Here is a 14,244-nt window from a genome sequence, read left to right on the forward strand (position 1 = left end):
CTCGATCTGTAACATCTAGACGGCAATATCGGCTCCAGATGTTACAGATCGAGACGTTCCCGAACGGCACCAGCTCTTTGTCTCAATCTGTAACATCTAAGTCCAATTTTGCCAAGTTACTGTTACAGATCGAGACAAACCGCCGCAGACACCCATCACAACACAGACCACCACGAAGGTGCATGTATCCCCTTCGTGGTTGTTTTGCTGTTTGCCCAGATAAAACCTGCCAAAATAAACCTGTCCCTTTTTGGCAGGTTTGCTAGAGGAGGTTGGGATGGACAAGGCTAAATTGCGGCGAGCGGTGATTGCCCGGCGCGATGCGATTGATTTGGATGTGCGGGCGGCGAAGTCTGCCCTTATCTGTGCGCGGCTTGTTGAGCGACTGGGTCGCTCGGATCCCGCGGCACCGCACACCGTTGCCGTCTATGCCGCGATGGGTTCCGAAGTCAATCCTGCCGCGTTTGCCGCAGCGGCCGCCAAACGCGGCTGGCGCGTAGCCTATCCGTGCATGCTCTCGGCAATTGATGCCGCAGCTTGTGGCCAGCGCATGTGTATGCGGGCAGTTGCTGCTGCCGATGCGTCCTCGGCTCCGTTTATCGGCCACCCCACGCGAGCCTTCGCGGCCACGGACATCGACAGCAGCCGCTTCCCTATCGTGCCTGCCGAAGCTCTCGACATGATCGTCGTACCGCTTGTAGCCTTCGACCGCGCCGGCGCACGCCTGGGCTATGGCGGCGGCTGCTATGACCGCTACCTGCCCATGCTCTCACCCACATGTCAAATCATCGGCATCGCCTTTGACGAGCAGCGTGTCGATGGCGTTCCTACCGATGCGCACGACCTGCCGCTACCCCACATCATCAGCGCCTAACGGCTGGCGCACCTCCCGACGGCCTAGTGTTCCTCGCCGGCGCGGGCCAGGTCGTAGGGCGTGGTCTGGTAGACGTAGTAGTTGAGCCAGTTGGTGTAGAACAGCTGAGCCTGGCTGCGCCAGACGTTACGCGGCTCGGCGGTGGGGTCATCGCCCGGGAAGTAATGCGCCGGCACCTGAGGGTTGAGCCCGCGCTTCACGTCGCGCTCGTACTCCAGGCGCAACGTGTCGGTATCGTACTCGGGATGACCAAATACAAAGAAGCGGCGGCTGTCGGTCGACTTGACGATGTACAGGCCAACCTCGTCGGACACGGCCACAACCTCAAGCTGCGGCTCGGCCTCCACGTCCTCGCGGCGCACATCGGTGTTGCGCGAATGCACGGCATAGAAACGGTCGTCAAAGCCGCGAACCAGCGGGCTTTGCGGCTTCACCAGATAATGCTCGAACACGCCGCTCGCCTTTGCCGGCAGGTCGTACTTCTGGATACCGTAATGATGGTAGAGCCCCGCCTGTGCGCCCCAACAAATGTGCAGCGTGGAGTGCACGTGCGTGGTGGACCAATCCATGATCTGGCAGAGCTCGGGCCAGTAGTCGACCTCCTCGAACGGCATCTGCTCCACGGGCGCGCCCGTGATGATCAGACCGTCGTAGTGGATGTCGCGGATGTCGTCGAACGTGCGGTAAAACGTCTCCAGGTGGCCGGCGCTCACGTGCGTGGCCTCGTGCGTCTTGGTGCGCAGCAGGTCCACCTCCACCTGCAGCGGCGTGTTGGAGAGTTTGCGCATGATCTGCGTCTCGGTGGCAATCTTGGTGGGCATGAGGTTGAGAATGAGCACGCGCAACGGACGGATGTCCTGGTGCAGCGCGCGGTACTCGGTCATGACAAAGATGTTCTCGCTCTCGAGCTGCGCGGCGGCAGGGAGGGCGTCGGGGATGCGAATGGGCATGGATGCTCCTTACGAGTCAGTTGCAGCTATGGTACAACGACCGGCCCCATCCGCGCGAGCGCATCGCCCAGCGATGCCGTCAGCGGCCCAAATCACTCCAAAAGTAGAAATTAAGGCATGTCCCAAAAATCTATGGCGCTTTAGCCTAGCAAAGTGACGGCAGGAGGCTACAATGGTCCGACGTGAAAAACTCGGCCGGAAGGATACTCATATGTACCAGACGCGTAAGATCGGTGTGGTCGGCCAAGGCCACGTAGGAGCACATGTCGCCAACAGCCTGCTTATGCAGGGCATTGCCGATGAGCTGTACCTGTGTGATATCAACGAGGCCAAGGTGACGTCCGAGGTCCAGGACCTGCGCGACTCCCTTTCGTTTGTCCCGTACAACACCAAGATCGTCAACTGCTACGACCACTACGAGGAGCTGGCCTGCTGCGACGTCATCGTCAACGCCGCCGGCAAGGTCGCGCTTGCCGCTGGCAACCGCGACGGCGAGCTGTTCTTTACCACCGACGCCGCCCGCACCTTTGCCAAGCGCATCGTCGACGCCGGCTTCGACGGCATCTTTGTGAGCATCTCCAACCCCTGCGACGTCGTGTGCACCGAGCTGTGGCACCTGACCGGCTACGATCCCAAGAAGATCATCGGCTCGGGCTGCGGCCTGGACTCCGCCCGCCTGCGCACCGAGATCTCCAAGAAGGTCGGCGTGAGCCCCAAGTCCATCGACGCCTACATGATCGGCGAGCATGGCTTTAGCCAGCTTGCAGCCTTTAAGGCCGCGACCATCGCCGGCAAGAGCCTTAACGAACTTCAGGCCGAGAACCCCGACAAGTACGCCTTCGACCACATGGAGGTCGAGGAGCTCGCGCGCAAGGGCGGCTATGTAACCTACCAGGGCAAGCAGTGCACCGAGTACGCCGTCGCCAACTCCGCCGCACGCGTCTGCGCCGCCGTGCTTCACAACGAGCACGCCGTGCTTTCCGCCTCCACGCTTATGACCGGCCAGTATGGCGAGGAGGGTATCTTTACCTCCCTGCCGTGCGTGATCGGCGCCGAGGGCGTCGAGGAGGTCTACACGCTCGACCTGTCCGAGCACGAGCTCGAGGGCTTCCACAAGAGCTGCCAGCACATTCGCGACAACATCGCCCAGCTCGACTGGTGGGACGCCGAGGCCTACGACGCAAAGTAGGCCGCTGGCTGCCGCAACCTTGCGAATCTAAGCGCGATACCAAGCGGGCCGCGCCGGAAATCCCCGGCGCGGCCCGCTTTTTTGACTCACGCAGTGCCCTTGCGAATCGAAGGTGAAAGGTTTTCCCGTTACCTAGTACTGCTCGATGCCCATGTAGCGACGGACCTCGGGGCTGTGGTCGAACACCTTGCCGCGAGCGGCGCGCAGCTCGCAGCTCATCGCATAGAAGAAGATCGGCTCCAGGAACGAACGCACGCTGGTGGGCACCTCGCCCACGCCGTACTCGAGCGCATCGAGCACCATGACCGTATCGGTGTGCGTGTTGAGGAACGCCAGCGCGCGCTCCTCCATGGGGCGGCACTCGCCCGATCCGAGCTGTACAAAGTAAAACACGCCGGGCTCGGTGGCCTCGAACGGGCCGTGGAAATACTCGCCGGAGTGAATGTAGCAGCAGTGCTGCCATTGCATCTCCATAAGCGAGCAGATCGCCATGGCGTAGGTCTGGCTAAAGTTGGGGCCGGATCCCAGGATGTAGAAGAACTTATGCTGCTGGCAGAGCTCGGCAAAGCGATCGCCCAGCTCGGCATTGACCTTCTCACGGGCAGCGGGCAGCAGCGCATCCATCTGCTTAAGGCCGGCGTACATGTCGGCGAGTGCCTCGTAGCCTTCCTGCTGGTCGAGCAGCTCGGCGGCGATCAGAGCGCCGATACCCTGCGGCACCTCGGCCTGTGACACGCCTTCGCCCCACGGATAGACCCAGGTGGCCCACTTGCCGTTATCGATCTTGGAGCCCTCGCAGTCGGTCATGGCCACGACCTCGGCGCCGGCAGCCAGCGCCATCTCGCAGCCGTCGACGACCTCCTGCGTGTTGCCGCTGTGGCTGCAGGCGATGACGAGTGACTTCTTGCCAAGACTCTTGGGAGCCATCAGGCAAAACTCGCGTGCCGTGTAGACCGTCGAGGCAAACGTGGTGGCCTCGCGCTTGAGCAGCTCGTTGGCCGGCATCAGGTCGATCATCGAACCGCCGCAGGCGATCCAAAAGACGTTCTCGATCTTGCCCTTGCGCTCGATAATTTCCTGAATCAGATCGTGTGCGTTCATGGTGATGCCCCTTCTTGTGTGGCGGCTTTGAACGACGGCAGCTCGTACCTGAGGTCGTTCTATGTTGTCCTATTTATAGCACGCACGACGACGCCCGTGAAGTCATTTCACCAAACTTGTTCCATGTTGTTCTATCTATGGACGTTAGATGTCGAACACGTAGCGCGAGCCCACGATCTTTTGGCGTCCGAGCAGCAAGGGCCGATCGTCCGCATCGGTAAAGTACGCCTCCATATAGAAGAGCGGCTCGCCGACCGGCACCTCCAACAGCGGGGCCGCCTGAGCATCGGCGAGCGCGATCTCCACGGTGCAAGGGTCGGACTTGAGCGGTGCGCGGCCTGAATGCTCGGCAACGAGCGCAAAGATCGAGTTATCGGTGAGGTCCTCGTCGGCAAGCGTCTGCAGATAGGGATGGTCAGCCAGCACAAAGGCGTTGTTCTCGAGCATGACGGGCACGCCGTCTGCCGTGCGCACACGCTCGACCACGATGAGCTCGCAGCCGGGTTCCACCCCAAAAAACGCCGCGTCCTCGCGCGTCGCCGCAACCACCGTGCGCGACACCAGGCGTGCTCCGGCCACCATGTCGTTGGCAGCGCAACCCTCGGAAAAGCTCTGAACGTCACCCTTCTGGACAATCTTGCGCTTGAGCTTGGGCGCGCACACGAACGTGCCCCTCCCCTGCTGGCGGTTGAGATACCCCGCGCGCGACAGCTCCTCAATGGCGCGGCGCACGGTGACGCGTCCCACACCATAGGACTTAGCGAGCTCCATTTCGGAAGGAATGCGCGAGCCGGATGCGTACACGCCACGCGCGATCTCGCCCTTTAGGTCGTCCATAACCTGCTGGTACAGCGGAACGGCGGATACCTCAGTGCGCTCGGTTTTATCGTCGAATGCCATCGTTACGCTCCATCCCGTGCATGCTCGGACTCAAACTCTTCAATCGCCGCCATAAACTGCTCGCCAAAGGCGTCGGCCTTTTTCTCGCCAATGCCGTTGACCTGGATAAGCTCGTCGCGCGTCTGTGGACGCAGGCGGCACAGACCGCGCAGGGCCTTGTCGGAAAAGACCATATACGGCGCCATTTCCAGCTCGGTCGAGATCTCCTTGCGCAGGGCACGCAGGCGCTCGAACAACTCGGCATCGTCGCCAACACGCGGGCGCTGATCCAGCTCAGCCTCCTCACGCAGCAGATCGACGGCGCGGCGGGCGCGGGCCGAGGCCTTGCGCTTGGACGCACGACGCTTAACGGTAAAGGCGAACGCCTCGTCCTCGACCTCGCCGGCACGCGGACCCAGCCCCACGACCGGGTACTGCCCCTGCGAGGTGGCCAGATAACCGCGGCCGCACAGCTGGCCGATGATGTCCTTGATGCGCCCGACCGATTCGCTCGACAGCTCACCGTAGCCGCGGTCCTCGTCCAGATGCATCTGGCGAATGCGCTCGGTGTTGCCGCCATGGAGCACGTCGGCGACCAGCGATTTGCCAAAGCGCATGGGGCGCGTGGCCACATAGCGCACGGCGGCGCGGGCCATATCGGTGACGTCCTCGACCTCGAACTGCGTGAGGCAGTTGCTGCAGTTGCCGCAGCCCTCGGCCTCGTCCGTGGCGGCGCTGCCCGTACCAGCCGCGGCATGCTCAGCCGCGGCCTCGTCGCCAAAGTAGCGCAGCATGTATTCGCGCAGGCAGCCGGTAGTATTGCAGTAGCCCTCCATCTGGCTGAGCAGGCGGTAGCGGTTCTGGAGCGCCCATGCGCGCTGCTCGTCGTCGAGCGCCTCATCGGCAGCATCGCCGCGGTCGATCAGAAAGCGACGCATGCGAAAATCGTTGCCGTTCCACAGCAGGTGGCAGCTGGCCGGGTCGCCATCGCGGCCGGCTCGACCCGCCTCCTGGTAGTAGGCCTCGATGCTCTCGGGCACGTTGTTGTGGATCACGTAGCGCACGTTGGGCTTGTCGATGCCCATACCAAAGGCGTTGGTGGCAACCATCACCTGGATATCGTCGTCGATAAAGGCACGCTGGCTTTGGCGACGGGCGTCGTTGCCCATGCCTGCATGGTAGCGGCCAACGCGAATGCCGCTGGGGCCCAGAGCCTCGGCAAGCTCCGCGGCCAGCGTGTCGACCGTCTTGCGGGTCGAGCAATACACGATGCCGCTCTCGCTCGAATGCGCAATCACGTAGTCGCGCACCCACGCGGTCTTGGCCTTGTCGCCCATCTCCTCGCAACCAAAGTAGAGGTTCTTGCGATCAAAACCCGTCACCACCGTCGCGGGGTTTTGCAGACCAAGCATCTGCTGAATGTCCGCGCGCACACGCTCGGTCGCCGTAGCGGTAAAGGCCGCCACGATGGGGCGCTGCGGCAGGGAATCGATGAACTCGCGAATCTGCAGGTAGGCGGGGCGGAAATCCTGACCCCATTGGCTTACGCAGTGGGCCTCGTCAATGGCCACGAGCGGCACGCCAATGCCGCCGTCCGCCGCGGCCTCCCGCGCAAAGGCCAAAAAACGCGGCTCGAGCAAGCGCTCGGGCGCCACGTACATAAGCTGGTAGCGGCCCTCGCGCGCCCGCTTGAGCACGGTGTTTTGCTGGGCCGGAGTAAGGCTGGAGTTGAGATAGCTGGGTCGCGCACCCGCCGCGAGCAACGCACGGGTCTGGTCCTCCATAAGCGACAGCAGCGGACTCACCACAAAGGTGATGCCGGGCAGCATGAGCGCGGGCACCTGGTAGCAAATGGACTTGCCGGCGCCCGTGGGCATAACACCCAGCGCATCACGACCGGCAAGGATCGCATCGACCATGCGGTCCTGTCCCGGGCGAAACGAGGTGTAGCCAAAATAGGCGCCGAGCGTGTCGAGCGCCATCTGCTGCATGCTATCGGTCATGGTTTCCTAACGTTCAAGTCATCTGCCGCCGATTATACGCCGCCACGCGGGCAGCAGCACACGGCCGCCGCCCAGACTAGTCGTTTAAGAACGCCCCCAACGGCTAATCTCTTGACAAACGCGGAATTATCGTAGGTTGAGCATAAGTCAGCGAAAACGCCCCTAGGCGAGCAAGGTGACGTGAAAGAGGAGGGAAGCGTACTTTTGTACGCGACCGACGATTGAACGTCAGATTGCCGCTTAGGGGCGTTTGCAGCGTCGACCGGTCCGCCGTTCGTTAGAACGGCGGAACCAAAGGCGCAGCGTCGAGCCGTTGCGCGGTTTGGAAAACCGCGCAACTAGAGCTACATCACCATGACGTAGCGGCTACCCACGTAGTACTGTTTGCCGAGCAAGACCGGCTCATCGTTGGGACCGGTAAAGCCGGCACGCAGGTTGAGCAGCGGATCGTGCGGAGCAATGCCCAGCTCGGCCGCCTGCTCGGTATTGGCGCGAACGGCCTCGACCGTGCGGTAGCCAACCGAGACAATCGGCGTTCCGCCAACACGCTCGACCTCGGCAAAAATCGACTTGTCCTCAAGATCGGCCGTCAACAGCTCACGGTAGGCGTCAAACGGCACAAAGATGTTCTCCTCAAAGATGGGCTCGCCGTCGGCTGTACGCACGCGCTTAATATGCAGCAGCAGCGCGTCCTTCTGCAGGCCAAAGAACTCCATCTCGTTTTGGCGCGCCGGAACGATCTGGCGATCGATCACGTGCGCACCGGCCTTCATGCCGTTGCCGGCACACAGCGCGGTAAACGTCTGCAGCGTCGAGGCGTGAAACTGGCGATTGATGTGCGGCGTGGAGACAAAGGTGCCGCGGCCCTGCTGCTTAACCAGGTAACCATCGGAGCACAGCTCCTCGACAGCGCGGCGCACCGTAATACGGCTCACCTCGTACTGCTCGGCTAGTTCAAGCTCGGACGGAATACGCTCCTTGGGTGCATAAACACCTTTCTCGATCGCATCCTTGATTTCGTCGTAAATCTGCTGGTAAAGCGGTGCATTTTTGGGCGCGGGCATATCTGATCACTCTTATCGAAATATCGAAATAACTAATACGTATATAACGTCTAGTTTCATGTTACCTCATATTGATAAAACGATACACCCTCCCTACCAAAAAGCGACAGCTTCATTTTGGTAGGTTTTATCTGGGCAAACGAGAGCCTCTCGAAAGCAACGGGGCTTTCGGGGGGCTCGTTCGGATGGGTTGCGCAGGACCGGCAAAATGCCAATACCCTACTTGCCGTCGTCCTGCTGCAGGCTGTCCTGTTCGCTGAGGCGCGCCTGCCTGCTGGCCATACGTGCGGGCTTGTCGGGATCGGGAACGGCCGTGGGCATGGGCTCGTCGACATGACCACCCCACCAGCCGCCCACAAAGTTGAGCGTGTGGAACACATTGATCACAGCGCCGGGGTCAACATCGCACACCAGCTTGATAATGTCCTGGCTCTCGTAGGTCGAGACAACGGTGTGCAGCAGGTACATCTTTTCGCGGCTGTATCCGCCGACGACCTCGGCGCAGCTAATGCCGTGCTGAAAATGGTTTACGTAGGCAGTCATGACCTCGTCTGCCTTACGCGTCGTGATCTGCAGCGTCACGCGATCGTAGCGACGATAGAAACTGTCGATGGTCTTGGTCGAAATAAACTGGAACACAATGGAATACGCCGCCTTGTCCCAGCCAAACATAAAGCCAAAGATCGCCAGGATAAAGCAGTTGAAACCAAAGATGACGCCCCAGATGGTCTTGCCCGTGTGGTTGGAAACCCACAGCGCGATAAAGTCGGTGCCGCCGGTGGATGCGCCGGATTTAAGCGCGATGGCAGCGCCCAGACCCGAGACCACGCCGCCAAAAATGATTAGCATGATCTTGTCGCCCAAAAATGGAGCGAAGTGAAAGACGTTGAGGAACAGCGACGAGAGCACGACCTGCATCATCGAGAAGATGACGAAGCGCTTGCTGATGCCGCTCCAGCATAGGAGCGCCACGGGGATGTTGAGCGCGAGCATACCGAGCGAGATGTCGATGTGAACGCCGCCCAGCGAGGTAACGCGATCGAGCAGGACCGCAACGCCGGTGAGGCCGCTCGGAAGCAAGTCGGCGGGCTGAATGAACGCCTGGATCAGGAATGTCTGGAGAACGGCGGAAATCGTGACCGCCACGGCAGTAATAGCGCGGCGGACGATGGTGAGGCGGCCGAGTACGAGCACTCGGTCCGTGAGCTGATCGATGGCGTTCGCCACGCAGGCTCCTTTCGAAGGCAGATGTAGTTGTGGGGTATGTCCGCGATTGTAGCATGGAGCGTGCGGGGGCGCTTCAATTCACCCTCTCTCGACAACCAAAGCGGGACCAGCAACCCCACGACCAAAGGCCCAAATTACAAGTGAGTAGACTTTACGCGACCTGCAGAGCACACCCAAAACCGCCACCCCTGTGACCTGCGGTTTTACTAGAGCAGATGCGCTTTGTGCTCGTCCTGCACCAAAAAGTCTACTCACTTAATCCGAATCGAAGCCAAACGGATCCAAATAGATGACAAATTAAGCCAATCCGCAGCAAAAGACGCGTGAATCAGTGCTTCTCGCGGCGGATTGACGCTACAAAGCGGCCAAAATGTCGGTCAGATTATCAATAACGGCATCGGCTCGCGATTGATCGAGGTTGACGCCCTCGTGCGGACGCAGTGCCAGGACGCGGGCGCCGGAACGTTTGCCAGCCTCGATCCCCAAAGGCGAATCCTCGATAACCAGGCACTCGGCAGGCTCCACCCCCAGCGCCTCCATGGCACGCAGGTAGATCTCGGGGTCGGGCTTAAACGCACTGCACTCGTGACCGCTGATGGTGTAGTCCAGCACGTCGGCGATACCGGCAATCTCCACCAGCTCGTCGATCAGCTCGCGATAGGACGAGCTCGCGATGGCGCACTTCACGCCGCGCTCATGTAGCTCACGCATCACCGGTTCCGTCTGCTCGTTGAGCAGCTCGGCATACGGAACGGGGTGGTCCGGGCTATAGACCTGCTTGTACTCCACGCGCAGACGCTCGCGCAGCTCAATATCGTCGGGCACCAGCGCCTCCCAAATGGCGGGCTCGTTAGACCCCGAAAGATCGGGGATCTCGTCAAAGTGGAACCCCTTCTCTTCCATAAACGCCACGCGACGACGGTTGTAGAACCACTCGGTATCGACCAGCACGCCGTCCATGTCAAACAGCACTGCCTTGATCATACGCATCTCCTCCCACCTGCCAAAAAGGGACAGGTTTATTTTGGTAGGTTTTATCTGGGATTTGCGACGCGACAGACACGCCCTCCCCAAAGCAAAAAGGGGACGGGGCGCAAACCCCATCCCCTCTCAATCAACCCGTAAGGTCTACTTACTTGTGATTAGTAGGAAAGCTTCCACATGTAGCGACGCATGGTCAGCGGGTGCTGACGGGCCTCGGCGATCTGGTTGCCGTACTCGCGCATAACGGCGAGGTGCAGCAGCGGGTTGAAGTAGGTGACGACGCTCGCGGGCACGGCGTCGGCCAGGCCGTAGTCCTTGGAGTCAATCAGAGCGACCTTGGCGCCCATGCGCTCAAGGAAGGTGAGGGCGCGAGCGTCCATCGGACGGGTGGCGCCATCGGACATGAAGAAGACGTAGGGCTTACCCTCGGTGGAAACCTCGAACGGGCCGTGGAAGTACTCGCCGGTGTTGTAGGCGGCGGCGTCGATCCACTGCATCTCGGTGAACAGGAAGGCGGCGTGAGAATAAGCCATCTTCTCGGAGGCACCGGAAGCCATGAAGTAGATCATCTTGTCGTCCTTGAAGTCCTCGGCGAACTTCTTGGCGAGCTTCTTGCAGTGCTGAGCGGCGTTCTCGCAGAGATCGAAGACGTTGGTGAGGCCGGTGATCATGTCCTCGTAGTGGTCATAGCCCTCGGTCTGCTGAAGGATCTCGACAGCAAGAGCGATGGCGTAGCCGGGCTTCTCGCACTTGGCAGCGAAGTTGGCGTGGAAGCCGTGAACGATGACGTAGTCAGCGTCGACGGTCAGGGCGGAGCCAGCCTTGTTGGTGAGGGAGACGACCGGGCAATTGTGCTTCTTGGCGGTCTTGTTGGCCTCGACGGTCTCGGGCGTGGAGCCACCGAGGGAGCAGGTGATCACGAAGGTGTGCTCGTTGACCCAGGAAGGCGTGTCGTAGTTGAACTCGTTAGCGGTGAAGATCTGAACGTTCAGCTTGTCCGTGTTGTTGGCCAGGAAGTACTTGGCGGGGTAAAGGTCGGACATGGAAGCACCGCAGCCGACGAAGGCGACGCTGTGGATCTCGTGGTTGGACAGGACGTCAGCGACGATCTGCTTAGGGAGGTTAAGGTCGATCTCGTACATCTGACACATTCCTTTCGATTTTTGCGGCGCCACATTGCCGAGCGCTCGCAGGGTTACCGTGGTTTGGACCGAGTCGCCGGCCCGTTGAGGATGTGTCAAAGGAACTGTCCCTTTGACACATTTAGGGATGGAAGCCTGCCTGGGGTATGGGATGTCAGGCAGGCTCCCCGGGGAAAGCGATTAGACGCTTGATCGCGACTAGGCCAGGATGCCGGCCGCGGAGAGGGCGATGCCGCCCACGATGGCGATCACGAGAAGCCAACCGGTGTTGACGTTCTTCTTGATGAGCCAGTACATAAGGCCGGTGAGGCCGAGGGAGATCATCTGGGGCATCATGCCATCCAGGATGTCCTGGATCACGACGGTGCCGTCAGCGAACTGCAGCGGGGTGGTGGCGCCGATCAGCGTGGCGATCATGCCGCCCACGGACATAAGGCCCACGATGCCGCAGACATACATGAGCTTCTCCATGAGGTCGCCGCCCTGAAGCTTGCTCAGGTACTCGTGGCCACCCTGATAGCCCATCTTGGCTGCGAACCAAGTGATCAGCACGGAGGGCACGATGGAGATGAGCATGGCCAGGATCGGGCCCATGATGGAGCCCTGCTGAGCCAGCTGAACGCCCAGACCAAAGGCGATAACGCGGATGGTGCCCTGGAAGAAGGAGTCACCAATACCGGAAAGCGGGCCCATGAGGGAGGTCTTGACCGCGTTGATCGAATCGGGGTCGAAGTTCTCGGGATCCTTGGCGTACTCCTCCTCCATGGAGGCGGCGAGGCCCAGGATGAAAGCGCTCGTCTGCGGGGTGCAGTTGTAGAACGCCATGTGACGGTGGTAAGCCTCTTTCTTAGCAGCGAGCTGCTTGGGGTCGGACTCATCCGGATAGAGGCGATCGAGCGTGGGAACCATACCGTAGAGGAAGCCCATGTTCATCTGACGCTCGTAGTTCCAAGAAGCCTGGATGGCCCAGGAGCGCCAGAAGAACTGGCTGACCTTCTTGTTCAGGGACACGTCCTTGGTTGCGGTTGCCATAGTGTGTTCCTCCTTAGTCTTCGTCGTCTTCGAGCGGATCGTAGTCGGAATCGACACCGGCGGCTGCATGGGAACCGTTGAACTTGAAGCCCATGAAGACGACAGCCAGGCACACACCGATCAGAGCGACCGCGATGACGGACAGGTTGAGGTAAGCGGCGAGCAGGAAACCGATGAACAGGAACGGAGTCATACCCTTCTTGATCATCATGGTGAGCAGCAGGGCCAAGCCGTAGGCGGTCATGATCTTGGTCGAAACGTTAAGACCAGTGGACAGCCACTCGGGAACCATGTTGACGATGGCCTGAACCAGGTCGGTGCCAACAAAAACGGCGAGGAAGATCGGCAGGAAGTACATGACGGCGTACAGACCGGAGCCGGCGCAGATGTGCATACGGTAGGCGGTCTTGAACTTTCCGTTATCGATCGCGCTATCTGCCACATGGGTGAGGGCGGCGATGATGGAACGGAACACGATGCCGAGAAGCTGACCCAGGACGGCGACCGGGATGGCGATCGTCATGGCGGTCTCGGCGGAAGCATCGGTCAGGCACGCAAAGGCAGCGGCCACGATGCCGCCCAGGACCATATCGGGCGGAACGGCGGCGCCGACCTGCACCAGGCCCATGGACACGAGCTCGACGGCGGCACCGACGGCAAGGCCGGTGGGCACATCGCCCAGCAGCAGACCGACGAGCGTAGCGCCAACGAGGGGCTGCTCGAAGTTAAGACGACCGAGCAGGCGGGAGTCCCACATGCAGAACACGCCGACGAGGCCGACGAGCACCGCACTGATGAACGTATTCATACCCTTCTCCTTTCAGTCAGGCAAAAGCCTGGTTGATTACAGCTTGGCGTCGATGTCGACGCTCTGATACGTAGGGGTCTGCTGGACGTAGAGCTTAATGCCCATGTCGAGCAGCTGGTTGACGTCGGCCTTCTGGTTGGCGTCGAGGAAGACGGAGCTGTCCTTGCCGCCGACCTGATCGGCACCGTCGTGGTTGGCGGTGGCGCCCAGGTTGATGGCGTCGAGCTTGTAGCCCTGGCAGAACTGCAGCATCTCGGCCGTGTTGCCAAAGACGAACATGACGCGCTCGCCGAGGGTGTTGAGCTTGTCCATCTTGGCGAGGGCACGCTCGACGGTGAAGACGTTCAGGCGCACGCCCTGAGGCTTGGCCAGCTTAAGAGCGCCCTTCTTGATGTCATCGTTGGCGGCAGCGTTGTCGACGACGATGATGCGCTCGGCCTGAACCTTGGTGGTCCAGGTAAAGACGACCTGGCCGTGCAGCAGACGGTAGTCAAGACGTGCGAGGACGATCTTGGCGGGACCGGAGCTGTGACGGGGCGCCTTTGCCTTCTTAGCGGGAGCCGCGGGAGCCTCGACCGGCGCGTTGGGGTTGGTCAGACCGGTGCGGGCCTCGTTGATGAGGGCCGCGAGCTCGGCGCCCTTGACGGGAACGGGGCTCATAGCGAGCGTGAGCGCCAGCGGAATGTTGAAACCACTGACAACCGTGAACTTCGTGCCGTTCTTGGAAAGCTCGACCATGTTGTTGTTGACCGAGCTGCCGAGCATATCGGTCAGCACATAGACGGTGTCGTCCGCGTTGAACGTGGCGATCATGGCGTCCACCTTATCGGTGATAGGCTCCTTGTCGTCACGAGCAAGCGACACGACGTGGACGTTCGACACGTCGCCGAGAACCATCTCGAGCGTGTCTTTGGCGCCTGCGGCCAGGCCGCCATGAGATGCGAGAATGATCTGATTCATCTTGCCTCCTCCTTTTCGTTATGGTCATTAT

Annotated in this window: 13 protein-coding genes; 2 read left to right on the forward strand and 11 right to left on the reverse strand. The window is 60.7% G+C overall.

Annotation, left to right across the window (positions count from 1 at the left end; all coding sequences use genetic code 11):
- Window positions 1-277: 277 nt before the first annotated feature.
- Window positions 278-874 carry a 5-formyltetrahydrofolate cyclo-ligase gene (locus tag AAAX35_RS00430; protein WP_349116375.1) on the forward strand — a complete coding sequence of 199 codons (597 nt, stop codon included), beginning with the start codon at window positions 278-280 and terminating at the stop codon, window positions 872-874.
- Window positions 875-897: 23 nt separating this feature from the next.
- On the opposite strand, the gene metA is transcribed toward AAAX35_RS00430, so the two are convergent.
- Window positions 898-1,824 (reverse strand): homoserine O-succinyltransferase, encoded by a 927-nt coding sequence (gene metA / locus AAAX35_RS00435; protein ID WP_006235124.1) that lies wholly within the window; start codon window positions 1,822-1,824, stop codon window positions 898-900.
- A gap of 211 nt (window positions 1,825-2,035) precedes the next feature.
- On the opposite strand from metA, the gene AAAX35_RS00440 reads away from it, so the two are divergent.
- Window positions 2,036-3,013, forward strand: a complete 978-nt coding sequence (locus AAAX35_RS00440; RefSeq protein ID WP_117563734.1) for an L-lactate dehydrogenase — start codon at window positions 2,036-2,038, stop codon at window positions 3,011-3,013.
- Between the two features lie 132 nt (window positions 3,014-3,145).
- On the opposite strand, the gene AAAX35_RS00445 is transcribed toward AAAX35_RS00440, so the two are convergent.
- The 10 genes from AAAX35_RS00445 to AAAX35_RS00490 all read right to left on the reverse strand — a co-directional run bounded on the left by AAAX35_RS00445 (window position 3,146) and on the right by AAAX35_RS00490 (window position 14,213).
- Window positions 3,146-4,114, reverse strand: a complete 969-nt coding sequence (locus AAAX35_RS00445; RefSeq protein WP_349116376.1) for an SIS domain-containing protein — start codon at window positions 4,112-4,114, stop codon at window positions 3,146-3,148.
- A 144-nt stretch (window positions 4,115-4,258) separates the two neighbouring features.
- Complete coding sequence (locus AAAX35_RS00450; RefSeq protein WP_349116377.1) at window positions 4,259-5,014, reverse strand: GntR family transcriptional regulator; 756 nt, start codon at window positions 5,012-5,014, stop codon at window positions 4,259-4,261.
- A 2-nt stretch (window positions 5,015-5,016) separates the two neighbouring features.
- The gene (locus AAAX35_RS00455; protein WP_349116378.1) at window positions 5,017-6,996 is read right to left on the reverse strand and encodes an ATP-dependent DNA helicase RecQ; all 1,980 of its coding nucleotides are present in this window, start codon (window positions 6,994-6,996) and stop codon (window positions 5,017-5,019) included.
- 344 nt (window positions 6,997-7,340) lie between these two features.
- Window positions 7,341-8,060 (reverse strand): GntR family transcriptional regulator, encoded by a 720-nt coding sequence (locus tag AAAX35_RS00460; protein WP_349116379.1) that lies wholly within the window; start codon window positions 8,058-8,060, stop codon window positions 7,341-7,343.
- A 219-nt stretch (window positions 8,061-8,279) separates the two neighbouring features.
- On the reverse strand, window positions 8,280-9,287 hold the full coding sequence (locus AAAX35_RS00465; RefSeq protein ID WP_349116380.1) for a YitT family protein: 1,008 nt from the start codon (window positions 9,285-9,287) through the stop codon (window positions 8,280-8,282).
- A 354-nt stretch (window positions 9,288-9,641) separates the two neighbouring features.
- Entirely contained in the window at window positions 9,642-10,271 is a 630-nt protein-coding gene (locus AAAX35_RS00470) for an HAD family phosphatase (protein WP_349116381.1), read from the reverse strand.
- A gap of 158 nt (window positions 10,272-10,429) precedes the next feature.
- Window positions 10,430-11,413, reverse strand: a complete 984-nt coding sequence (locus AAAX35_RS00475) for an SIS domain-containing protein (RefSeq protein WP_260699123.1) — start codon at window positions 11,411-11,413, stop codon at window positions 10,430-10,432.
- A gap of 198 nt (window positions 11,414-11,611) precedes the next feature.
- Window positions 11,612-12,445 (reverse strand): PTS system mannose/fructose/sorbose family transporter subunit IID, encoded by an 834-nt coding sequence (locus tag AAAX35_RS00480; protein ID WP_152067312.1) that lies wholly within the window; start codon window positions 12,443-12,445, stop codon window positions 11,612-11,614.
- 13 nt (window positions 12,446-12,458) lie between these two features.
- Complete coding sequence (locus AAAX35_RS00485) at window positions 12,459-13,253, reverse strand: PTS sugar transporter subunit IIC (protein WP_006235136.1); 795 nt, start codon at window positions 13,251-13,253, stop codon at window positions 12,459-12,461.
- Window positions 13,254-13,289: 36 nt separating this feature from the next.
- Window positions 13,290-14,213: a PTS mannose/fructose/sorbose transporter subunit IIAB gene (locus AAAX35_RS00490; RefSeq protein WP_349116382.1), complete on the reverse strand. Its 924-nt coding sequence runs from the start codon at window positions 14,211-14,213 to the stop codon at window positions 13,290-13,292.
- Window positions 14,214-14,244 lie beyond the last annotated feature (31 nt).

The sequence above is a fragment of the Collinsella sp. CLA-ER-H11 genome, assembly GCF_040092445.1.
Lineage (GTDB): Bacteria > Actinomycetota > Coriobacteriia > Coriobacteriales > Coriobacteriaceae > Collinsella.

Bases quoted from the DNA above. Each gene is read 5' to 3' on its own strand.
- AAAX35_RS00430 (WP_349116375.1), top strand. From the start codon at position 278: ATGGACAAGGCTAAATTGCGGCGAGCGGTGATTGCCCGGCGCGATGCG.
- metA (WP_006235124.1), bottom strand. From the start codon at position 1,824: ATGCCCATTCGCATCCCCGACGCCCTCCCTGCCGCCGCGCAGCTCGAG.
- AAAX35_RS00440 (WP_117563734.1), top strand. From the start codon at position 2,036: ATGTACCAGACGCGTAAGATCGGTGTGGTCGGCCAAGGCCACGTAGGA.
- AAAX35_RS00445 (WP_349116376.1), bottom strand. From the start codon at position 4,114: ATGAACGCACACGATCTGATTCAGGAAATTATCGAGCGCAAGGGCAAG.
- AAAX35_RS00450 (WP_349116377.1), bottom strand. From the start codon at position 5,014: ATGGCATTCGACGATAAAACCGAGCGCACTGAGGTATCCGCCGTTCCG.
- AAAX35_RS00455 (WP_349116378.1), bottom strand. From the start codon at position 6,996: ATGACCGATAGCATGCAGCAGATGGCGCTCGACACGCTCGGCGCCTAT.
- AAAX35_RS00460 (WP_349116379.1), bottom strand. From the start codon at position 8,060: ATGCCCGCGCCCAAAAATGCACCGCTTTACCAGCAGATTTACGACGAA.
- AAAX35_RS00470 (WP_349116381.1), bottom strand. From the start codon at position 10,271: ATGATCAAGGCAGTGCTGTTTGACATGGACGGCGTGCTGGTCGATACC.
- AAAX35_RS00475 (WP_260699123.1), bottom strand. From the start codon at position 11,413: ATGTACGAGATCGACCTTAACCTCCCTAAGCAGATCGTCGCTGACGTC.
- AAAX35_RS00480 (WP_152067312.1), bottom strand. From the start codon at position 12,445: ATGGCAACCGCAACCAAGGACGTGTCCCTGAACAAGAAGGTCAGCCAG.
- AAAX35_RS00485 (WP_006235136.1), bottom strand. From the start codon at position 13,253: ATGAATACGTTCATCAGTGCGGTGCTCGTCGGCCTCGTCGGCGTGTTC.
- AAAX35_RS00490 (WP_349116382.1), bottom strand. From the start codon at position 14,213: ATGAATCAGATCATTCTCGCATCTCATGGCGGCCTGGCCGCAGGCGCC.